Source organism: Helicobacter sp. 219-2 (assembly GCF_030053225.1).
Classification (GTDB): Bacteria; Campylobacterota; Campylobacteria; order Campylobacterales; family Helicobacteraceae; genus Helicobacter; species Helicobacter pylori_C.
In genome coordinates this window covers 411619-432792 of the sequence record NZ_JASGBS010000001.1, presented here as the reverse complement: position 1 = coordinate 432792, position 21174 = coordinate 411619, and the positions used below count along the sequence as shown (strand labels likewise).

Sequence of the window (21174 nt, the reverse complement as noted above, 5' to 3'; positions counted from 1 at the left end):
CTGCTTTTAATTTTGAGCGTCTAAAATATAAAACCGCCTAAAGCAAGGGGCTTTCTAATCGCCCTAACGAACGCTAATATAAAAGGCTCTTTAAAAAAGGGGTGTTCATCGCAAAATATCCCCCCTACCACCTTAAAAGAATCATTTTTACTATAAAAACATTCCTTAAAATTTTAGCTATCACTCTTTGATATTGGGGGGTCAATTCCCCATATCACCCATATCCCCCATGTCTCCCATATCGCCACCCATATCATCGTTCATATCCCCCATATCGCCCATGTCATCGTTGCTATTACCCATGTCATCGTTCATGTCGTTGGCGTTGTTCATGTCATCGCCCATGTCGTTTCCGTTGCTCATGTCGTCATTAGCGTTACCCATATCATCGTTGCCATTGTTCATGTTGCTCATATCATCAGTGTTACCGGTATCAGTATTGCCGGTGTCTGTGTTGCCGGTATCGGTATTATTCATATCGCCGGTATTGTTCATGCCGCCAGCATCTTTATCATCAGTGGGGGTGTCAGTGGTGCTGGTATCGTTTGTGGTGTTAGTGTCGGTGTGAGTGTCATCGGTGTGAGTGTCATCGGTGTTAGTGGCACTGTTAGGGTTTATGAGCACATTACCCCCTTGATCCTTGCTATCATTTGCATGGGTGTTGATTATGTTGTTGGTGGGCGTTTGTTGCGTGGGTTGTTGCATGGGGTTATTCATCGCATCATTCAAATCATCTCTATCATCGCCATCAATTTTCAAACTCCCATCTAAATAATTCCCCACCACATCGCTGCTATGGCTTAATTGTTGCACACTGTCTAGGGCTTTATCCACTTGAGCTTGTTGCTCGCTTGAAAGCCCTTTTTGATCTTTTAAGTCATTGTCTAGCTGGTTCAAGTTATTGTCTAATTTGTCTCTCACTTCCATAGCTTTATTGACAACTGAATCAATCTTACTAGGACTCGCCCCATCTTGCTTCATTTCTTTGATTTGCCCCACTAAATGGTTAAGCTCTTTGGCTTGAGAAGTTATCGCATCCACGCTTTTAGTGGGCATGGCTTTAGTGTGGAAAAGCGAATTGTCTTTGAGCATGCGGCTGTTGTCTAAATTGACTAAAGCGCTATTCAAGCGGTTGGTTTGAATGCCTTTGCTGAATTTGGGATCACGATAAAAGCTCATAAGATTTGCCTGCTGCAAGGATTTATCGTCCTTATCATCTCTGTCATCATCAGTAGGCGTATCAAGTTGATTGACAGAAGCGTCATGGTCTAAAATCTCTTCTTGATCGATCGCATACATATAATTTTCTAACATCAAGTAATCTTGAACTTGCATCATGAAAAACATGTTAGGGTAGAATCCATACATGCCATCATAAAAGTCATAAAAATCATACATGCCCATGCCATACATGCCATAATAAGGGCTATAGTAAGAGTTGTAATAGTTGTTGCTCCTGTAATAAGGGCTTTGAGCCTTTTCATTCTCTTGTTGTTTTTTAAGATACGCCCCTACCACGCTCAAATCAGCGAGCATTTTTTGAGCCGTTTTTTGATCTTTTAAAGAAATGCCTAAGGGGATATAAATACCGGTGCGGTAACTATAAAAAGAATCCCTAGCGATGATTTTAAGGCAATATTTCAAATTCTTTTGCAATTTTAGGGCTTGCCTTAAATGCGCATGCGCTCTTAAATTCCCCAAGATGCCAGAGCCAAAACGCATTTTTTCCACTAACGCGCTGAATTTTTTCGCATCGCCATTAGCCGCATTGATATAGTTTAAAGCCGTAGCTCCCCACTCTGTGGTGTTACTTTTATAACCCCCAAAATTCACTACTTTTGGCGTTAATTCCCCTTTTAATTGCGAATCTTTTAAGTCAAACAACGCCCTATTCACGCTAATAGCGTTTAAACTGAGTGTCATCATAAAAAGTATTTTTATAGCCTTCATTTATAACCTTAAAAAATATCTTGCGAGCATTATAGACTATTTTTAGAAATCAAAATGACTTTTGAAAAAACAAGCCAAAGTAAAAAATAAAACCTAAAAAACAAAAGGTTCTGTTTTGAGCGCTTTTTTAGTTTTTAAAAAACCCTCTCTCTAAATAAAAACCTAGCCCCCCAACACAACAAACACCGCAAAAAAAAGAAAAAGAAACCAACAGAGAGAAAACCCTCTGTTGGAAAGAAGAGAAAGGCTTAGAAGTTGATCATGTAGTTGAAATAGATAGAGAAGTTCCTTTTATAGAACACATCCACCGATCCATCTACACCCCTTTCTTTATAGAATTGGTTGGTAAATAAAGGCAATTTAAAGCCCACTTCAATCCCGCTGTGTTTAGAGAAATTGCTCCTAAAGCCAAATTCCACAGGCATTTGGAAATAGCTCGTGTTCATGCTCGCTGAACAGCCGGCGGTGTTGTTGCAAATTTGCATTTGAGATTTCAAGTAGCTCTCTCCTTGCACGATGAACGAATCCTCTCCTAATCCAAAGCCTAAGAACAACCCTGCTGTGTTGTAGCCCTCTTTGCTTTCATAGAAGTTATAGAGCGCATCAAAGCCCACGCCATAAGCGAAATTATTCACTTGAGACGCGCCCTCCATGATTCCAAGCTTACTGCCTACAAAGCTTAAATTCGCATGGTTATAGCTGTAGTATCCATAAGTCCTAAAGCCAAAGCGTTTGGTTTTACCAAAGAACCACTTATACCCTGCCATCGCATCTACCCCATACATTTGCCCGTAATTATTGGTGTTCATCACGCTTGGCTTGTAGGTTGCTTGGGCTTGAGCGACAGCGGTTTGAATGTTTTTATGCACATTCATAAAAGCGTCTTTTTGAGCCATTAAATTGGTTTTTAGCGCGTTTAAGAAATTTATGGCATCTATCGTTGTGCTACTAGCGCTGCTACCGGTAGTTGCAAACGTAACGGCTTGCGTTTTTTGCGTATCAGTTGTAACAAGATCGGCTAGAGCCGTATCCACTTGATTGATAGCTTTATCTAGCGCGCCCACAACCTCATTAGAGCCGTTTGTCAATTGCCCAATCGTTGCGCTAGAAGAATCCAAATAGCCTTTTAAAGTGTTTTGAGCGCTTTCTAATGCGCCAAACGTGCTGCTTAGCCCTTGAGCGTTTGAAATCACACTGCTTAAATCGGTACTGCTATTCAAAAGAGCGCTAATCGTTGTGGTTTGTTTAAACATGGTTTCTACCCCGCTTAAAGTGGTGTTCATGCCACTCACGCTCACACTCTTAAAACTATTAACCGTAGTGGTATCTTTAACTAGCTGGCTTGCCACGCTACTACCACTTGAACTTGGTGTGCTACCGCTACCGCTTGAACTTGGCTTCTCTTTAGCTGGTGGGGTTGATGGAGTTGGTTCGCTACTAGCGGTTTTTTTGCCGCATAATTACCAAAAACATGCGATAGTTTTTGCAATGCTGCGTAGGTTTCTAAATCGGTAGCGTTCATGCTCCCTAAAAGCACGCTACTGGTCGCTAAAGAAACAAAGCCTAATTTTTTGAATGACTTTTTCATGACTTGTTCCCTTATTTTTTCATCCAGATTGCACTTGGATTGACTTTAGTGTCCGGTTTGGAAGCGCTCTGCGTTTCTTGGGCTGGAGCTGTTTGATTGCTGCAAAACATTGAAGTATCTATCGGGGTGTTATTGTTAGCGTCTGGGGTGCGGGTGGTGTTTTGGTTTTCTAAATTAGAATATTGAAACCCTCCCCCTAAAAACGCACCGCTTTTTTCTGCCATGGAAACACTAATGGCTAACGCCATACCTAAAAAAACCTTTTTCATTTAAAACTCCTTAATGTGAGAAATCCTAAGAATTTCTTTTCTCATTGCATTCATGCATGGTGCAAAAATATAGGGAGCTATCAAAATTTGAGAGTTGTCTTCATGCATTCGCTTCTGCAGAATACAATCCGCTTTTACAAATATTAAGCTTTGGAGTTGTATCATAAAAAAGTGAATTTTTTGTTAAGAATGGGTTAAATAAAACTTTTTATTTTTTAAAAGTGTTTATATATATATATATATATATATATATATATATATATAGAATTTAAAATTATATTTAACTAGATTTTACGGAAGCTCTTGCACTGTTTTTGTGGGGCGAAAATTTGAAAAAAGCATGCTAGGGTTTTTGGCAAGAGTGGGTGGTTAAAAAAATGCTTGGGTGTTTTATCGCTTTTGGGCGTGTCGGGTAAAAATCTTATTCAAACTGGCTTTGGGCGTGGGCGATTAAAGGGTTAATCACTTCATCTAAATTCCCTGAAAGCATGATTTCTTCTAAACTATACAGAGTTAAATTGATTCGGTGTTCGCTCAAGCGGTTTTGCGGGTAATTATAAGTGCGGATCCTTTCGCTCCTGTCCCCACTACCCACTTGCTCCTTTCGGTCTTTGGCGTTAGCGAGTTGCTGCTCTTCAATTTGTTTTTCATAAAGGCGCGCTTTTAGGATTTTTAGGGCTTTATCCTTGTTTTTATGCTGGGATTTTTCATCTTGCATGCTCACGCTGATATTAGTGGGAAGGTGTGTGATGCGCACCGCAGAGTCTGTGGTATTGACGCATTGCCCCCCATGCCCGCCAGCGCGAAACACTTCAATCTTTAAATCGCTAGGGTTGATAGAAACTTCCACATCATCCACTTCAGGCATGATCGCTACTGTGATAGCGGAAGTGTGGATGCGCCCTTGAGATTCTGTTTCAGGGACTCTTTGGACTCGATGCGTGCCTGCTTCAAATTTGAGCCTTGAATACACGCCCTTACCCTTAATCAAAGCGATGATTTCTTTATAGCCCCCTACGCTGTTTTCGCTAGAGCTCACTATCTCTACTTTCCATTTTTTCAAATCCGCATAACGGCAATACGCCTTAAACAAATCCCCTACAAAAATGCCCGCTTCATCGCCCCCCGTGCCGGCCCTTAACTCTAAATAAATGTTTTTATCATCGTTAGGATCTTTGGGGATAAGGAGTTGCTTAATGGCGGTTTCTAGATCGCTTTTTTTGGTTTCTAAAAGTTTTAGCTCTTCTTTAGCCAGTTCGCTCAATTCCTTGTCCTCTAAAAGCTCTTTATTTTCTTTGATATTCTCTAAAACGCTCAAATACTCTTTACTCGCTACAGAGATTTCTTCAATGGAGCTTTGCTCTTTGCTCAATTCGGTGAGTTTTTTAATATCGCTAACCACTTCAGTGCTAGAAAGCAGTGCTGTGAGTTCGTCGTATCGCTTGAGAATGGAAGAAAGCTTTTCAGCTAGAATAGACATGCAAGACTACCTATAAAAAGATGTGAATAAAAGATGCAACAATCTAAAAAACGCAAAAAGAAGCCCAATAATAAAAATCCATTATTGAGCTTAAAGAAGTCAAAAACGCCCCAAAACTAAGCGAGAGCGATTTTTTTCACTGAAGCGTTAAGCCTTGAAACTTTCCTAGAAGCGGTGTTTTTCTTTAAAATCCCCTTGCTGACAAATTTATGCAACTCTTTATTAGCGATTTTCAAACGCTCTTGAGCTTTTGCTACATCATTGACAGCGACCGCTTCACGCACGGCCTTAATGATATTTTTAACTTTAGTTTTATAGAACCTGTTGCGTTCGGTTCTTTTAATGGTCTGTCTGATTCGCTTTTCTGCGGACTTATGATTTGCCATAGCCTTGTTTTAATCCCTTTGTAATATAAAATTTGGCATAATCCTATCTAAAAATTGATTAAAAATAGTTTAAAAGGTATTTTATAACGATGAAAATTTTTGGGACTGATGGCGTGAGGGGTAAAGCAGGGGTGAAACTCACCCCCATGTTTGTGATGCGTTTGGGCATTGCGGCCGGATTGTATTTTAAAAAACATTCTAAAACGAATAAAATTTTAATTGGTAAAGACACTAGAAAAAGCGGCTATATGGTAGAAAACGCTTTAGTGAGCGCTTTAACTTCCATAGGCTATAATGTGATTCAAATAGGGCCTATGCCCACCCCTGCGATTGCGTTTTTAACCGAAGACATGCGCTGTGATGCGGGTATTATGATAAGCGCGAGCCACAACCCTTTTGAAGATAATGGTATTAAGTTTTTCAATTCTTATGGTTATAAGCTTAAAGAAGAAGAAGAAAAAGCGATTGAAGAAATCTTTCATGATGAAGAATTACTGCATTCTAGCTATAAAGTGGGCGAGAGCGTCGGTAGCGCTAAAAGGATAGATGATGTCATAGGGCGCTATATCGTGCATTTAAAACACTCTTTCCCCAAACATTTGAATTTACAGAGTTTAAGGATTGTGCTAGATACGGCTAATGGCGCGGCTTATAAGGTGGCTCCGGTAGTTTTTAGCGAGCTTGGGGCTGATGTTTTAGTGATTAATGATGAGCCTAATGGGTGCAATATTAATGAGCAATGCGGGGCTTTACACCCTAACCAGTTGAGCCAGGAAGTGAAAAAATACCGCGCGGATCTGGGCTTTGCTTTTGATGGCGATGCTGACAGGCTGGTGGTGGTGGATAATTTAGGGAATATCGTGCATGGGGATAAGCTTTTAGGGGTGTTAGGGGTTTATCAAAAATCTAAAAACGCCCTTTCTTCTCAAGCAATTGTCGCCACGAGCATGAGCAATTTAGCCCTTAAAGAATACTTAAAATCCCAAGATTTAGAATTGAAGCATTGTGCGATTGGGGATAAGTTTGTGAGCGAATGCATGCAATTGAATAAGGCCAATTTTGGAGGCGAGCAAAGCGGGCATATTATTTTTAGCGATTACGCTAAAACAGGCGATGGCTTGGTGTGCGCTTTGCAAGTGAGCGCGTTAGTGTTAGAAAGTAAGCTTGTAAGCTCTGTTGCGCTAAACCCCTTTGAACTATACCCCCAAAGCCTAATAAATTTGAATATCCAAAAAAAGCTTCCTTTAGAAAGCTTGAAAGGTTATAGCACCCTTTTAAAAGAATTAGACAAGCTAGAAATCCGCCATTTGATCCGCTATAGCGGCACTGAAAACAAATTACGAATCCTCTTAGAAGCTAAAGATGAAAAACTTTTAGAATCCAAAATGCAAGAATTAAAAGAGTTTTTTGAAGGGCATTTGTGCTAAAAACCACAAAAAAAAGCCTGTTGATTTTTATAGGGGTTTTTTTTCTTATTTTTGGTGTGGATCAAGCGATTAAATACGCTATTTTAGAGGGGTTTCGCTATGAAAGTTTGGTTATAGATATTGTTTTAGTGTTCAATAGAGGCGTGGCGTTTTCCTTGCTCAGTTTTTTAGAAGGGGGTTTGAAATACTTGCAAATCCTTTTGATTTTAGGGCTTTTTATCTTTTTAATGCGCCAAAAGGAGCTTTTTCAAAACCATGCGATAGAGTTTGGCATGGTGTTTGGCGCTGGGGTTTCTAATGTTTTAGACCGGTTTGTGCATGGGGGCGTGGTGGATTATGTGTATTATCATTATGGCTTTGATTTTGCCATTTTTAATTTCGCTGATGTCATGATAGATGTGGGCGTGGGCGTTTTATTGTTAAGACAATTCTTTTTTAAGCAAAAACAAAACAAAATTAAGGCATAATTACCCTTTCTAAAATAAAGGGTCGCGTAGCTCAGTTGGTAGAGCACTACCTTGACATGGTAGTGGCCGCTGGTTCAAGTCCAGTCGTGGCCACCATTATTACTCCAATCTTAATTCTCATTAATTCTTGTTTTTTTGTGGGTTTTTGATCTTTATCATGATTCTAAAGGGTATTAAACGCGCTTACAAATAACGCTTTTATGGTGCTTCAAAGCTATAACACTAATTCATTTTAAATAATAATTAGTTAATGAACGCTTCTGTTAATCTTAGTAAATCAAAACATTGCTACAATTACATCCAACCTTGATTTCGTTATGTCTTCAAGGAAAAACACTTTAAGAATAAATAGGAGAATGAGATGAAACTCACCCCAAAAGAGTTAGATAAGGTTGATGCTCCACTATGCTGGAGAATTAGCTAGGAAACGCAAAGAAAAAGGCATTAAGCTTAACTATGTGGAAGCAGTAGCTTTGATTAGTGCCCATATTATGGAAGAAGCGAGAGCTGGTAAAAAAAGTGCGGCTGAACTGATGCAAGAAGGGCGCACTCTTTTAAAACCTGATGATGTGATGGATGGTGTGGCAAGCATGATCCATGAAGTGGGTATTGAAGCGATGTTTCCTGATGGGACCAAACTCGTAACCGTGCATACCCCTATTGAGGCTAATGGTAAATTAGTTCCTGGTGAGTTGTTCTTAAAAAATGAAGACATCACTATCAACGAAGGCAAAAAAGCCGTTAGCGTGAAAGTTAAAAATGTTGGCGACAGACCGGTTCAAATCGGCTCACACTTCCATTTCTTTGAAGTGAACAGATGCTTAGACTTTGACAGAGAAAAAACTTTCGGCAAACGCTTAGACATTGCGAGTGGGACAGCGGTAAGGTTTGAACCTGGCGAAGAAAAATCCGTAGAATTGATTGACATTGGCGGTAACAGAAGAATCTTTGGATTTAACGCATTGGTTGATAGGCAAGCAGACAACGAAAGCAAAAAAATTGCTTTACACAGAGCTAAAGAGCGTGGTTTTCATGGCGCTAAAAGCGATGACAACTATGTAAAAACAATTAAGGAGTAAGAAATGAAAAAGATTAGCAGAAAAGAATATGTTTCTATGTATGGCCCTACTACAGGCGATAAAGTGAGATTGGGCGATACAGATTTGATCGCTGAAGTGGAACATGACTACACCATTTATGGCGAAGAGCTTAAATTCGGTGGCGGTAAAACCCTAAGAGAAGGCATGAGCCAATCCAACAACCCTAGCAAAGAAGAACTGGATTTGATCATCACTAACGCTTTAATCGTGGATTACACCGGTATTTATAAAGCGGATATTGGTATTAAAGATGGCAAAATCGCTGGCATTGGTAAAGGCGGTAACAAAGACATGCAAGATGGCGTTAAAAACAATCTTAGCGTGGGTCCTGCTACTGAAGCCTTAGCCGGTGAAGGTTTGATCGTAACGGCTGGTGGTATTGACACACACATCCACTTCATTTCACCCCAACAAATCCCTACAGCTTTTGCAAGCGGTGTAACAACCATGATTGGTGGCGGAACTGGCCCTGCTGATGGCACTAATGCGACTACTATCACTCCAGGCAGAAGAAATTTAAAATGGATGCTCAGAGCGGCTGAAGAGTATTCTATGAATTTAGGTTTCTTAGCTAAAGGTAACGCTTCTAACGATGCGAGCTTAGCCGATCAAATTGAAGCCGGTGCGATTGGCTTTAAAATCCACGAAGACTGGGGCACCACTCCTTCTGCAATCAATCATGCGTTAGATGTTGCGGACAAATACGATGTGCAAGTCGCTATCCACACAGACACTTTGAATGAAGCTGGTTGTGTAGAAGACACTATGGGCAGCCATTGCTGGGCGCACTATGCACACTTTCCACACTGAAGGCGCTGGCGGCGGACACGCTCCTGATATTATTAAAGTAGCCGGTGAACACAACATTCTTCCCGCTTCCACTAACCCCACTATCCCTTTCACCGTGAATACAGAAGCAGAGCACATGGACATGCTTATGGTGTGCCACCACTTGGATAAAAGCATTAAAGAAGATGTTCAGTTCGCTGATTCAAGGATCCGCCCTCAAACCATTGCGGCTGAAGACACTTTGCATGACATGGGGATTTTCTCAATCACTAGTTCTGACTCTCAAGCTATGGGCCGTGTGGGTGAAGTTATCACTAGAACTTGGCAAACAGCTGACAAAAACAAAAAAGAATTTGGCCGCTTGAAAGAAGAAAAAGGCGATAACGACAACTTCAGGATCAAACGCTACTTGTCTAAATACACCATTAACCCAGCGATCGCTCATGGGATTAGCGAGTATGTAGGTTCTGTAGAAGTGGGCAAAGTGGCTGACTTGGTATTGTGGAGTCCAGCATTCTTTGGCGTGAAACCCAACATGATCATCAAAGGCGGATTCATTGCGTTGAGTCAAATGGGCGATGCGAACGCTTCTATCCCTACACCACAACCAGTTTATTACAGAGAAATGTTCGCTCATCATGGTAAAGCCAAATACGATGCAAACATCACTTTTGTGTCTCAAGCGGCTTATGACAAAGGCATTAAAGAAGAATTAGGGCTTGAAAGACAAGTGTTACCGGTAAAAAATTGCAGAAACATCACTAAAAAAGACATGCAATTCAACGACACTACCGCTCACATTGAAGTCAATCCTGAAACTTACCATGTGTTTGTGGATGGCAAAGAAGTAACTTCTAAACCAGCCAATAAAGTGAGCTTGGCGCAACTCTTTAGCATTTTCTAGGATCTTTAGGAGCGAACGCTCCTTAAATCCTTATTTTTTAGCTCTCTGATTTTTTGTTTATCAAAAAATTGGGGGCTTTTTTTGTTTTTATTTTTTGTCAATTTACTATTTTTCTTTATGATTAGCTCAAGCAACAAAAGTTATTCGTAAGGTGCGTTTGTTGTAAAAATTTTGTTTTGGAAGGATAAGGCAATGCTAGGACTTGTATTGTTATATGTTGGGATTGTTTTAATCAGCAACGGGATTTGCGGATTAACCAAAGTCGATCCTAAAAGCACTGCGGTGATGAACTTTTTTGTGGGTGGGCTTTCCATTATTTGTAATGTGGTTGTCATCACTTATTCTGCGCTCAACCCTACAGCCCCTGTAGAAGGTGCAGAAGATATTGCTCAAGTATCGCACCATTTGACTAATTTCTATGGGCCAGCAACTGGGTTATTGTTCGGTTTTACCTACTTGTATGCGGCCATCAACCACACTTTTGGTTTGGATTGGAGGCCCTACTCTTGGTATAGCTTATTCGTAGCGATCAACACTGTTCCTGCTGCGATTTTATCCCACTATAGCGATATGCTTGATGACCACAAAGTGTTAGGCATCACTGAAGGCGATTGGTGGGCGATCATTTGGTTGGCTTGGGGTGTTTTGTGGCTTACCGCTTTCATTGAAAACATCTTAAAAATCCCTTTAGGGAAATTCACTCCATGGCTTGCTATCATTGAGGGTATTTTAACCGCTTGGATTCCTGCTTGGTTACTCTTTATCCAACATTGGGTGTGAGATGATCATAGAGCGTTTAATGGGCAATCTAAGGGATTTAAACCCCTTGGATTTCAGCGTGGATTATGTGGATTTGGGATGGTTTGAAACGAGGAAAAAAATCGCTCGTTTTAAAACCAGGCAAGGCAAAGACATAGCCATACGCCTTAAAGACGCTCCCAAGTTGGGTCTCTCTCAAGGGGATATTTTATTTAAAGAAGAGAAGGAAATTATCGCCGTTAATATCTTGGATTCTGAAGTCATTCACATCCAAGCTAAGAGCGTGGCAGAAGTAGCTAAAATATGCTATGAAATAGGAAACCGCCATGCGGCTTTATACTATGGCGATTCTCAATTTGAATTTAAAACACCATTTGAAAAGCCCACACTAGCCTTATTAGAAAAGCTAGGGGTTCAAAATCGTGTTTTAAGTTCAAAACTGGATTCCAAAGATCGCTTAACCGTGAGCATGCCCCATAGTGAGCCTAATTTTAAGGTCTCACTAGCGAGCGATTTTAAAGTGGTCATGAAATAGAAAATAACAGATGGATAAAGGAAAAAGCGTGAAAAGCACTAAAAAAAGCGTGGGTATGCCCCCAAAAACTCCAAAGACAGACGACAATGCTCATGTGGATAATGAATTTCTGATTTTGCAAGTCAATGATGCGGTGTTCCCCATTGGCTCTTACACGCATTCTTTTGGGCTAGAAACTTACATCCAGCAAAAAAAGGTTACCCATAAAGAAAGCGCTTTAGAGTATTTAAAAGCCAATCTCTCTAGCCAGTTCCTTTATACGGAAATGCTGAGCTTGAAATTAACCTATGAAAGCGCCCTCCAACAAGATTTAAAAAAGATCTTAGGGGTTGAAGAAATCATTACGCTATCCACAAGCCCCATGGAATTACGATTAGCCAACCAAAAGCTGGGCAATCGTTTCATTAAAACCTTACAAGCCATGAACGAATTAAACATGGGCGAATTTTTTAACGCTTACGCTCAAAAAACCAAAGATCCCACCCATGCCACTAGCTATGGCGTTTTTGCGGCGAGTTTGGATATTGAATTGAAAAAGGCTTTAAGGCATTATCTTTATGCGCAAACTTCTAACATGGTGATCAACTGCGTTAAAAGCGTCCCACTATCTCAAAACGACGGGCAAAAAATCTTATTGAGCTTGCAAAGCCCTTTTAACCAGCTCATAGAAAAAACCCTAGAATTAGACGAAAGCCACTTGTGCGCAGCAAGCGTTCAAAACGACATTAAGGCGATGCAGCATGAGAGTTTATACTCGCGCCTTTATATGTCTTGAATTTTAATCTCAAATTGAAAGGAATTTTATGGTAAAAATTGGAGTTTGTGGTCCTGTAGGAAGCGGTAAAACCGCCTTGATTGAAGCTTTGACGCGCCACATGTCAAAAGATTATGACATGGCGGTCATCACTAATGATATTTACACTAAAGAAGACGCAGAGTTTATGTGTAAAAATTCGGTGATGCCACGAGAGAGGATCATTGGCGTAGAAACAGGAGGCTGTCCGCACACAGCTATTAGAGAAGACGCTTCTATGAACTTAGAAGCGGTAGAAGAAATGCATGGCCGTTTCCCTAATTTGGAATTGCTTTTGATTGAAAGCGGAGGCGACAACCTTTCGGCGACTTTTAACCCAGAGTTAGCGGATTTTACGATTTTTGTGATTGATGTGGCTGAGGGCGATAAAATCCCCAGGAAAGGCGGGCCAGGAATCACGCGCTCAGACTTGCTTGTCATCAATAAGATTGACTTAGCCCCCTATGTGGGAGCGGACTTGAAAGTCATGGAAAGGGATTCTAAAAAAATGCGCGGCGAAAAGCCCTTTATTTTTACGAATATCCGCGCTAAAGAAGGTTTAGACGATGTGATCGCTTGGATCAAGCGCAACGCTTTATTGGAAGATTGATGAACACTTACGCTCAAGAATCCAAGCTCAGGTTAAAAACCAAAATGGGGGCTGACGGGCGGTGCGTGATTGAAGACAATTTTTTCACGCCCCCCTTTAAGCTCATGGCGCCCTTTTACCCTAAAGACGATTTAGCTGAAATCATGCTTTTAGCGGTAAGCCCTGGCATGATGAGGGGCGATGCGCAAGATATGCAATTAAACATCGGTCCAAATTGCAAGCTAAGGATCACTTCGCAATCCTTTGAAAAAATCCATAACACTGAAGACGGGTTTGCCAGCAGAGACATGCATATTGTTGTGGGGGAAAACGCTTTTTTAGACTTTGCGCCTTTCCCGTTAATCCCCTTTGAAAACGCGCATTTTAAGGGCAACACCACGATTTCTTTGTGCTCTAGCTCTCAATTGCTCTATAGTGAAATCATTGTCGCAGGGCGAGTAGCGCGCAATGAGTTGTTCCAATTCAACCGCTTGCACACAAAAATCTCTATTCTACAAGATGAGAAACCCATCTATTATGACAACACGATTTTAGATCCCAAAACCACCGACTTAAATAACATGTGCATGTTTGATGGCTATACGCATTATTTGAATTTGGTGCTTGTCAATTGCCCCATAGAGCTTTCTGGTGTGCGAGAATGGATTGAAGAAAGCGAAGGGGTGGATGGGGCAGTGAGCGAAATCGCTAGTTCTCATTTATGCGTGAAAGCTTTAGCGAAAGGCTCAGAACCCTTATTGCATTTAAGAGAAAAAATCGCTCGTTCCATCACGCAAAAGATTTAAAAGCGCTTCAAAAAGATTAAATTCCTTTAGTCTTTTTAACCCCCCCTTTTTTAATCTCCTCCTTTTTTTGACCCTATAAGCTGAAGGGCTTGAATTCAGTATGGCTGTCTTTAGAGGCGTTTATCAGGCGCGCGTTGAGTTCGTGCAGCTTTTGTTCGCTTTTGAGAACGCTCAAGTTTTCCCTATTACACTTAAAGGCCAAGCGTTGTTTGAAATGGTTGTTTAACAATTCTTTTAACTTGTCAAGATTGTAATTGGCATTAATTTGTTTGAAGTCATGCGCAAAGATGATGCAATACTGCTCGTTGTCTGTGGCTTTTTCTAAAAACGATTTTAATTTTTCCACCCCTATTTTGTCGTGTAACTCTTTGGCTTCGTTTAAATTGTCTATCATCAGCACGCTATTAGGGCTCATGGCGGTGTCTAGAACGCTCCCTAGAGGGCTTTGCATGGGCGTGATGTGGTGTTTTTTCAACTCATCAAGTTCTCTCACAAGGCGTTTTTCAGCGTTATAAAAGAGCAACTCTTTGTTGGCAGCCTTGAAATTTTGAGCGAAGAGCTTCATCAAGGCGATGCGAGCGTTCAAATCTTGGCTCACCACCAACAAGTGCGATTCGTTACTTTCAAACTCAACTATCAAGTCCTTTTGCTCATAATCCACTTCTTTGCCCAGATGCAAACGCGTTTCATTAGCCTTAAGGGTGTTGGGCATTTCTAAAGCCGTTTCGCCATTATAGATTTTATGCTCTATGGGTGCGAGATTTCTTTGGTTAAATTCTTTATGGATTTTTTTGATAAAAAGCGTGAAATTATCAGGGGCTTTAGGGATACTCATCTTGGTGTGGTATTTTTGATGCCCCCCATTGTTATTAAAAATGCCTTCTGGCCTGACAAGCTCACAAGCCACATCATCACTCAAAATACTCCCGCTGTCTTTTGCATCCATAGGCAAAGCGATGCGGTTGGCGATTTGAGCCATAAGGCTTTTATTGCTGTCAGCGCCGCGCATGGTTTGAGTGGCTAAAATTAAATGCACGCCATAGCTACGGTCTTTTTTGAGATGGTGGTTAAATACGCTTCCACTCTGTCTTTTTCTTTAGTGGTGCTGTCGCTAAAAAGCACTTGAAATTCATCAATCACCACAATCAGTCTGGGCATTTCGCCATGCTTTCGGTAATCGCTCAAATCTTTCACATTAAACTGCTTGAACAGTTCGCCTCTTCTTTTCGTTTCTTTATCAAGCCAGCTTAAAAAACTAACGCCAAAACCTACCGAACTCGCCACGCTCACCAGTCTCGCATGCTCTAAAATCGTCGGATTTGTGTATGCGTTAAATTCCACTCCCTCTTTATAGTCTAACAAAAAGAGTTGGATCTCATTAGGCGCATAATAGAAGGCCAAATTTTGGATCAACACATGCAAGAAATTGGATTTCCCGCTCCCACTGCGCCCGCAAATGAGCGTGTGGTTTTGCGCTTCACCGATCTCAAAACACACCTCTTTGTGGTTAATATCCCACCCCACCAGCACAGACACTCTAAACTGAGAGCTTTTGGTCCAAAATTCTTGTTCTCTTTGTAAGTCTTTCAACTCCCTTTTAACTTGTTTCTTTTGCTCGTAATACGCTTTAATTCTAGTAGTGAAGTCTTGCATGTGCTTAGATTGGATACCATGATCATTGATCACTTCTGCATTAAGATATTTTAAGCGCTCAAAACTTGTCCTGTCTTTAAAAAACTCCGCATAGCGTTTCAAATCTTCTGCGGATTGATTGTTTTTTTCGCTCTCCAAATTGACAAAGCTCAAAACCCCATTTTTAGAGCCAAAACGCATGATTTTTTCCAAATAATAAAGCGCATCGCTACTCAAAGCATCTACCCCGCTTAAAAAAAGCGCTTTTAAAGGCAATTGGTCTTCTTTGTTTTCATTATAATGCGCGAAATCTTTATAACCGGCTAGTTTTGTTTGCAAATTGACCTTTAAATATTCATACAAATGCTTTAGGGCTTCTTTTATTTCCTCGCTTTCGGTTAAAATCCTTTGCTGGTAAATAAAATCATTGTCCTTGTTTAAAAGCCGTCGCGCCAGATTGAAAATGCCCCCTAGGCTCAGCGCATGATCACTTCTAATTGCACTAAAGGTGCGCTAGATAGCAAGCGCATGAGCATTTCTCTTAAAAACTGCCCGTCTTTTTCATGCTCTATATACAAGCTTTTAGGGGGGAAAGGATAAACTTTAGGCAAGCAAAAATCCATATTAGCGCCATTTTTGCCTTTAATTTCCAATAAACCACAGCTTAAAAAGTGGGGGTAAGCTTTCGTTTCATTGAATTGCGGTGCGTCTGTGAATTGCGCTTGGATTTGCCTGACACTCTTTTGATATTCCTCTATTTCTGAAACGATCGGCTTGAGAAAACTCTCTGGCTCTTTTTGATGGACGACTTTATCTAGGGCATCATCCAGTTTTTGCAACAAAATATTGACTTCAATCATTCTTTATCCTTAGATTTTAAGTATTCATCATAGCGTCTGTTGGCTTCTTTTTCATGCTCTTTAGCTTCACGCACAAGCTTATCAATCTCGCTCTGTGAGTGGAAATTCCTATCAATTCTCTTCATCAAACTCTTGGCTTCTTCAATTTGCTCATCAATCCTTCTTCTTTGGTATTGCGCATCTTGCTCTAAATTTTCTAAATCATGCGCGATTTTTAGCATATCCTCTAACACCTCATCTCTGATTTTCTGCCCTAAATCATCTTGCATGGCATTTTCTGCAAAATCATCGCAAATCTTTCTTAATTCAAGAGTGCAACTCTCCAAATAAACTTTATGAGAAAACATTCTAACCCCTTGATTCTAGTTTTTTTAAAAACATTTTAAGGTGCAACAGCGCATGTTTTGAGCCATCATCAGTGTCTAAAAACAGCACCACACCACTAGCCGTATTCAAAAGATAATACCCCATACCCGTCATTAGCAAAGATGATTTCTTCAGGATCTAACCATTCTTTTAAACTCTGCATGAAATCAATCAATAAGCCCTTGCCCTCTAAATTGAAATTCAAAACATGTTTGAATGTGTAAGATTTATTGCCCACCATAAAAGATCGCCATTGGCTAAAATCATAGTTTGATCGCTTGACAAAGTCCTTAAACGCATCGCTCAACCCCATTTTTAATTGATCTTCTAACCCACTCAACGCCTTTTCATTGAGTGGCTCTACAAATTCCCAATTCAGTTCTGAGTTTGTAGGAATTGTTTCCATAGTAAGTATCCTTTCGTGTGCTTCACGCCTAATAATAACCCTTCTCTCACCAACGCCAAATTCCCTAAAACATTCGCATCAAAATGCCACAAATACCCCCTAGGAATGAAACCTTTTGCGATCTGTTCCAACTCTGTCGCATCAAAGCCCAAATCCCTATTTTTAAGCGCGGCTTCTAAAGCCTTTAGGGCATGATGAGCGCATGCAGGTTTATCTAAATCCTCTAAAGGCACAATGACGCTAAAAACGCTATCAAACTCCGCTAAACGCAACTCATTAAAGCGGACTTCTTCTGGATAGGGGTTTTGCTCATCTACAATAAAGCCCTCTTTTTCTTTTTTTAAAAACTCGCCATAACCCAACGCATGGCGCTTATCATTTTCATACCGCTCTAAGATGGGCGCTGTTTTTTGGCTCAAATTTTCTGTAGCGCGCTCTAACTCTGTTTCCAAATTATTAAAAGTTTCGTTCATGGCGTTCAAATCATTAGGGGATTCTTTGATTTTTTCTGTAAAATCTTGTAAAGCTTTCTTGCAATTTTTAACGCAATGCTTTTTGGCTAAATTCAAGCTCTCATCATAAGAATGAACGCCTAAAGAACTCGGCATCAAATCCTCTAAATTCTTTTCAAATTCTTGCCCTCTAAAAGCTATGATGCGATCTAATTCATCGTCAGACAAAGCGTTATGATGGATTTTATCTTTCAAATCGGCGTATAAAGAAAAGCTAAAATCTTCCCTTAAATTTTTAAAGCGCTCATCATCGCTAACTCTTTCTAACTCTGTTTTTAAATGGTTAAAGGCTTCGTTCATAGCGTTCAAATCGTTGGGGGATTTTTTGATTTTTTCTGCAAAATCTTTTAAAGCTTCCTTAAAATTTTTAGCGTAATCCTTTTTGGCTAACGAAAAGCTCTCATCAAAAGAATACGCGCCGCTCATCAAATCTAGTTCTTGCTCTTTAGGCGCTTTAGCGCGATCTGACTTAGAAGAAGCGTTGATTCTGTCTTTCAAATCAGCGTATAAAGAAAGGCTAAAATCTTCCCTTAAATCTTTCAAGCGTTCATTAAAAACGCTTTTTTTAGGGTTATAAACAATCGTAGGGCTTTCAAAATCGCCCTCGTTCAAAATTTCTGGGGGCACGATATTGTATTGGTTATCTATCGCTTCACGCACATAGTTCAAGCTCTTGATAAAATCCTGGTGTTTATCGGTATAAAAGTTCAACGCCTTTTTAACGCTCTCCCAAGCTCCCTCCACAAGTTCCTTGCTCGCTCTGGCTTGAGTAGAGTAGATTTCAAGCGCTTGTTCTAGTAATCTTACATTTTTTCCCTATTTTTCTGTGTTTTCTTTCATAAATTTTAAAACCATTTCAGCGGCTGTAATTGCTTCCGTAGCAGCAATTCTGACAGGAGGAAAAATAAACGATAAAAGAGAACCAACTTGCAAGCCTCTTAAAACATATTTAGCGCCCTCTTCATTCCTTTTGGCTTTTCTTAATTTTTCTATATCGCCTTGCAACTTGAGTTCAATTTTTCTGCGCTTTAACAGGATTTCTCGCGCGTATCCATCAAGGTTTTTGATAAATTGAGCGCATTTTTCTTCTTGCAAGGATCCTTTAAAATCCCTGCATTTTTTAACGATTTGTTTGACTTCTTCGGTGTCCGTTTTCCATTCAGCCATAAACTATCCTTAATAATCTTCTTCTAAAACCCTAATCCTCTCTTTAAGCCATGCGATTTGTTCTTGCACGGCTTCATCAAACTCGTTGAAAGTGCTTTTCAAATTGTTGGTGTTGGCTAGAGCTTTATCGCTGTAGCGTATCTCTAACCCATCAAAGCCTCCCCATTCTTCTTTAGTTTGGAAAATCTGGTATTCATTAGGCTTTAGAGAATCCCGACCGATTTTAGCGTGGAATTTCCCTTCTTTTTCAACGCCCAAATCGTATTTAAACACAGGGTTGGCATCTATAGAGGGCATTTCAATCCCGCCTGCTTTGTTCCTGCTCTCTAAAAGCCCAAAAGCCACACCGGTTTTGCAAGTGGGCTTCACTTGTCTCCCCCAAACCTCAAAAGCATCTTTTCCTGTAAGTTCTAAAATCTGTTTGTCTGACGCTTCTGTGCCTAGCGACTCATAAAGAATGAATGCAAAATCATCTTTAGAAGCCATTTGCTTGTAAGCTTTTAGCTGCTTTTCTTTGGCGTTTTCAAACGCTTGTTTGACCAGCACCGATTTGCTCGCATTCCCTCCTAAGAAAATATGAAACGCCCGACACTGATTGTCAATATTTTCAGCCATCACTTTAGAAAATCCTGCAAAGAAGTTGGCAACGCCATCATCTATCTTGCTTTTTAAAAGCTCTAAAAGCTCTTTGCAATCAATTTTGAGTTCGATTTCTTCTACTTCTTTCCCATTCCTATCAAACAGCGTGATTTTAGAACCCTTTTCAAAGCCTTTTATCTCAAACTCTTCATTTTCTTCTATCGCTTCTATGATATGAGCGTCTAAATTTTCTAAAAAGCCGCGCAATGTAGAAGCAATCGTTTGCAAATTCAAGTGCTCTTCTCTGGATTTTTCATAAAAGATCCAAAGCGTTGCTCATTGATCCCGTCATAGTTGGGCTTAGCGATGACAATGTCTTTTTCTTTTAGCGTTTGAAAATTTTGGGCATACGTTTCAAAAGCCAACAATTCCAATAAATTTTCACCGCCTAAATACTTATCCCCTCCACTGCTGAAATGCGTCATTTTGTAAGCGAATTTAGGGTTAGTGCTTTTTTCCCATTTGCCAAAGTTAAAATCCGTCGTCCCACCCCCAAAATCAAACACCCCGTAATAAATGGGCTTGTCTAATTTTGCTGATTTATCAAACCCATAGCTTTTTAAAGCGCTAATGGCATACGCGCAAGGCTCGCTCGCTCTTAATTCCACTTTGAAATTTTTAGCTGTTTTTTCATCGTCAAAAACATGCCTGGGTAAGGATTTTCTCAAGCCTTTTTCAAAACTCTCTCTGATTTTTTCAGTCTGAGACTTTTCATACTTGATAGGATAGGATAAAAAGTATTTCAAAAACACGCCATTATGCATGTTGTTGATGCAGCGGCCAATATAGTAAGAATAGATTTCTATGGGGTTAAAATCCGTGCAGTGAGCAAAGCTTTCTAAAGAAAAATCCTCAAATAAATCCCTAAAATTCTGTTTTTCATCCGCTCCAGCCCATTGCTTCAATTTAGAAAAAAACCGATACAAATCATTACCCTTAGCGTCTGTAAAATACTTCTGGGCTTCATGCACCACTTCCATATCATTATGTTTTGTGAAAGGGCGGTGATCTAAAGCGTTGTAATCTTTAAGAAACTTTTCTTTGTTTCTGAACTCTACTATCGTGGGGTTTTCATACTTTTCTAAGCCCACTGCATCTACATCCCCACTAATAGAGAGCAAGCAGCATCTTCCGTTCTTATTCATATAGATTGCAGTCGCGCTTTAGTCCCAAAGTCAATAGCGACAAAACCATCCCTTTTTAAATCTTTCAAACTTGAACGGGCATAGAAATTCTCTTCTTTGCCATTATGGTCTTTGGGTAAATTATCAAACCTAAAGGTTACGCTTTCTTTAGACGAGCTAGGCACCCATAAATCACAATACCCTCCATCTAAATCAAGCAATTGGCTTTGACTATAACTCTAGGCCTACCGCTATTTCATCCACATTGAGCATCACCTTTTTAAACGCTTCAAAATCCACATCCACATCGCTATAAGAAACGATTTCTAAGGTTTTTCCTACAAGCTCATTAGTGATCTTTTCAGCTTGCGCTAAATTGTCTATGAATCTTTGATTCTCATCAGAAAGATACCTTAAAGAAGCCTCATTATTGACAATCGCATGAAGCACTCTCATTGCTTGCTTGAATTTGATTTTATCTTCTTCTGACACTTCTTTTTTGAAATGAATCGGACTTTTTTCATTGAATGCGGCTTTATCTTTTAAAGACAGCTTGCACAAAATCTCTACTAACGGGTGGCCAATAGGCAGTCTTAAACTTTTTAAGGGTGTTACCATAAATTTCT

14 protein-coding genes, 1 tRNA gene and 6 pseudogenes are annotated in these 21174 nt (G+C 40.1%); 10 read left to right on the top strand and 11 right to left on the bottom strand.

The features are described 5' to 3' along the window. Window positions 1–201: 201 nt before the first annotated feature. From P6280_RS02210 to rpsT, 5 genes and pseudogenes are all read right to left on the bottom strand, one after another. Window positions 202–1950 (bottom strand): dentin sialophosphopreproprotein, encoded by a 1749-nt coding sequence (locus P6280_RS02210; RefSeq protein WP_283236862.1) that lies wholly within the window; start codon window positions 1948–1950, stop codon window positions 202–204. Between the two features lie 248 nt (window positions 1951–2198). After that, window positions 2199–3538: pseudogene (locus P6280_RS02205) on the bottom strand (outer membrane protein). An 11-nt stretch (window positions 3539–3549) separates the two neighbouring features. After that, on the bottom strand, window positions 3550–3807 hold the full coding sequence (locus tag P6280_RS02200) for a hypothetical protein (protein WP_283236861.1): 258 nt from the start codon (window positions 3805–3807) through the stop codon (window positions 3550–3552). A 421-nt stretch (window positions 3808–4228) separates the two neighbouring features. Then, on the bottom strand, window positions 4229–5287 hold the full coding sequence (prfA, locus tag P6280_RS02195) for a peptide chain release factor 1 (RefSeq protein WP_180398519.1): 1059 nt from the start codon (window positions 5285–5287) through the stop codon (window positions 4229–4231). Window positions 5288–5403: 116 nt separating this feature from the next. Continuing rightward, window positions 5404–5673: a 30S ribosomal protein S20 gene (rpsT, locus tag P6280_RS02190; protein WP_001273632.1), complete on the bottom strand. Its 270-nt coding sequence runs from the start codon at window positions 5671–5673 to the stop codon at window positions 5404–5406. Window positions 5674–5762: 89 nt separating this feature from the next. Between rpsT and glmM the strand changes: the two genes are divergently transcribed. The 10 genes and pseudogenes from glmM to P6280_RS02140 all read left to right on the top strand — a co-directional run bounded on the left by glmM (window position 5763) and on the right by P6280_RS02140 (window position 13842). Continuing rightward, on the top strand, window positions 5763–7100 hold the full coding sequence (gene glmM, locus P6280_RS02185; protein WP_000688352.1) for a phosphoglucosamine mutase: 1338 nt from the start codon (window positions 5763–5765) through the stop codon (window positions 7098–7100). Further along, complete coding sequence (gene lspA, locus P6280_RS02180) at window positions 7094–7567, top strand: signal peptidase II (protein WP_283236860.1); 474 nt, start codon at window positions 7094–7096, stop codon at window positions 7565–7567. The genes glmM and lspA overlap by 7 nt, the downstream gene beginning before the upstream one ends. Before the next feature lie 20 nt (window positions 7568–7587). Further along, window positions 7588–7663 (top strand) — tRNA-Val (locus P6280_RS02175). Between the two features lie 265 nt (window positions 7664–7928). Beyond that, window positions 7929–8646: pseudogene (ureA, locus tag P6280_RS02170) on the top strand (urease subunit alpha). 3 nt (window positions 8647–8649) lie between these two features. Next, window positions 8650–10360, top strand: a pseudogene (gene ureB, locus P6280_RS02165) (urease subunit beta). 192 nt (window positions 10361–10552) lie between these two features. Then, window positions 10553–11140 (top strand): acid-activated urea channel protein UreI, encoded by a 588-nt coding sequence (gene ureI / locus P6280_RS02160; RefSeq protein ID WP_000901257.1) that lies wholly within the window; start codon window positions 10553–10555, stop codon window positions 11138–11140. Window position 11141: 1 nt separating this feature from the next. After that, a complete protein-coding gene (gene ureE / locus P6280_RS02155; RefSeq protein WP_283236859.1) occupies window positions 11142–11654 on the top strand; it encodes an urease accessory protein UreE in 513 nt (170 codons plus the stop codon). Window positions 11655–11664: 10 nt separating this feature from the next. Next, window positions 11665–12429 carry an urease accessory protein UreF gene (locus P6280_RS02150; protein WP_212866550.1) on the top strand — a complete coding sequence of 255 codons (765 nt, stop codon included), beginning with the start codon at window positions 11665–11667 and terminating at the stop codon, window positions 12427–12429. 28 nt (window positions 12430–12457) lie between these two features. Continuing rightward, window positions 12458–13057 (top strand): urease accessory protein UreG, encoded by a 600-nt coding sequence (gene ureG, locus P6280_RS02145; protein ID WP_000238762.1) that lies wholly within the window; start codon window positions 12458–12460, stop codon window positions 13055–13057. After that, window positions 13057–13842: an urease accessory protein UreD gene (locus P6280_RS02140; protein ID WP_283236858.1), complete on the top strand. Its 786-nt coding sequence runs from the start codon at window positions 13057–13059 to the stop codon at window positions 13840–13842. Before ureG ends, P6280_RS02140 begins: the two co-directional genes overlap by 1 nt. 73 nt (window positions 13843–13915) lie before the next feature. Here the strand turns inward: P6280_RS02140 and P6280_RS02135 are convergent. The 6 genes and pseudogenes from P6280_RS02135 to P6280_RS02110 all read right to left on the bottom strand — a co-directional run bounded on the left by P6280_RS02135 (window position 13916) and on the right by P6280_RS02110 (window position 21166). Further along, window positions 13916–16334 (bottom strand): annotated as a pseudogene (locus P6280_RS02135) (FtsK/SpoIIIE domain-containing protein). Beyond that, on the bottom strand, window positions 16331–16681 hold the full coding sequence (locus P6280_RS02130) for a hypothetical protein (protein WP_212853788.1): 351 nt from the start codon (window positions 16679–16681) through the stop codon (window positions 16331–16333). The pseudogene P6280_RS02135 and the gene P6280_RS02130 overlap by 4 nt, the downstream one beginning before the upstream one ends. A gap of 1 nt (window position 16682) precedes the next feature. Next, window positions 16683–17106: pseudogene (locus P6280_RS02125) on the bottom strand (SMI1/KNR4 family protein). Continuing rightward, a complete protein-coding gene (locus tag P6280_RS02120; RefSeq protein WP_283237448.1) occupies window positions 17076–18398 on the bottom strand; it encodes an HNH endonuclease in 1323 nt (440 codons plus the stop codon). Before P6280_RS02120 ends, P6280_RS02125 begins: the two are co-directional and overlap by 31 nt. A 36-nt stretch (window positions 18399–18434) precedes the next feature. Continuing rightward, on the bottom strand, window positions 18435–18785 hold the full coding sequence (locus tag P6280_RS02115; RefSeq protein WP_126131520.1) for a hypothetical protein: 351 nt from the start codon (window positions 18783–18785) through the stop codon (window positions 18435–18437). Window positions 18786–18794: 9 nt separating this feature from the next. Then, a pseudogene (locus tag P6280_RS02110) lies at window positions 18795–21166 on the bottom strand (hypothetical protein). Window positions 21167–21174: the final 8 nt, after the last annotated feature.

Coding starts and splice junctions, on each gene's coding strand:
- P6280_RS02200 (WP_283236861.1), bottom strand. CDS start 3,807: ATGAAAAAGGTTTTTTTAGGTATGGCGTTAGCCATTAGTGTTTCCATG.
- prfA (WP_180398519.1), bottom strand. CDS start 5,287: ATGTCTATTCTAGCTGAAAAGCTTTCTTCCATTCTCAAGCGATACGAC.
- P6280_RS02140 (WP_283236858.1), top strand. CDS start 13,057: ATGAACACTTACGCTCAAGAATCCAAGCTCAGGTTAAAAACCAAAATG.
- P6280_RS02115 (WP_126131520.1), bottom strand. CDS start 18,785: ATGGCTGAATGGAAAACGGACACCGAAGAAGTCAAACAAATCGTTAAA.
- ureI (WP_000901257.1), top strand. CDS start 10,553: ATGCTAGGACTTGTATTGTTATATGTTGGGATTGTTTTAATCAGCAAC.
- rpsT (WP_001273632.1), bottom strand. CDS start 5,673: ATGGCAAATCATAAGTCCGCAGAAAAGCGAATCAGACAGACCATTAAA.
- P6280_RS02150 (WP_212866550.1), top strand. CDS start 11,665: ATGGATAAAGGAAAAAGCGTGAAAAGCACTAAAAAAAGCGTGGGTATG.
- ureG (WP_000238762.1), top strand. CDS start 12,458: ATGGTAAAAATTGGAGTTTGTGGTCCTGTAGGAAGCGGTAAAACCGCC.
- ureE (WP_283236859.1), top strand. CDS start 11,142: ATGATCATAGAGCGTTTAATGGGCAATCTAAGGGATTTAAACCCCTTG.
- P6280_RS02210 (WP_283236862.1), bottom strand. CDS start 1,950: ATGAAGGCTATAAAAATACTTTTTATGATGACACTCAGTTTAAACGCT.
- P6280_RS02130 (WP_212853788.1), bottom strand. CDS start 16,681: ATGTTTTCTCATAAAGTTTATTTGGAGAGTTGCACTCTTGAATTAAGA.
- glmM (WP_000688352.1), top strand. CDS start 5,763: ATGAAAATTTTTGGGACTGATGGCGTGAGGGGTAAAGCAGGGGTGAAA.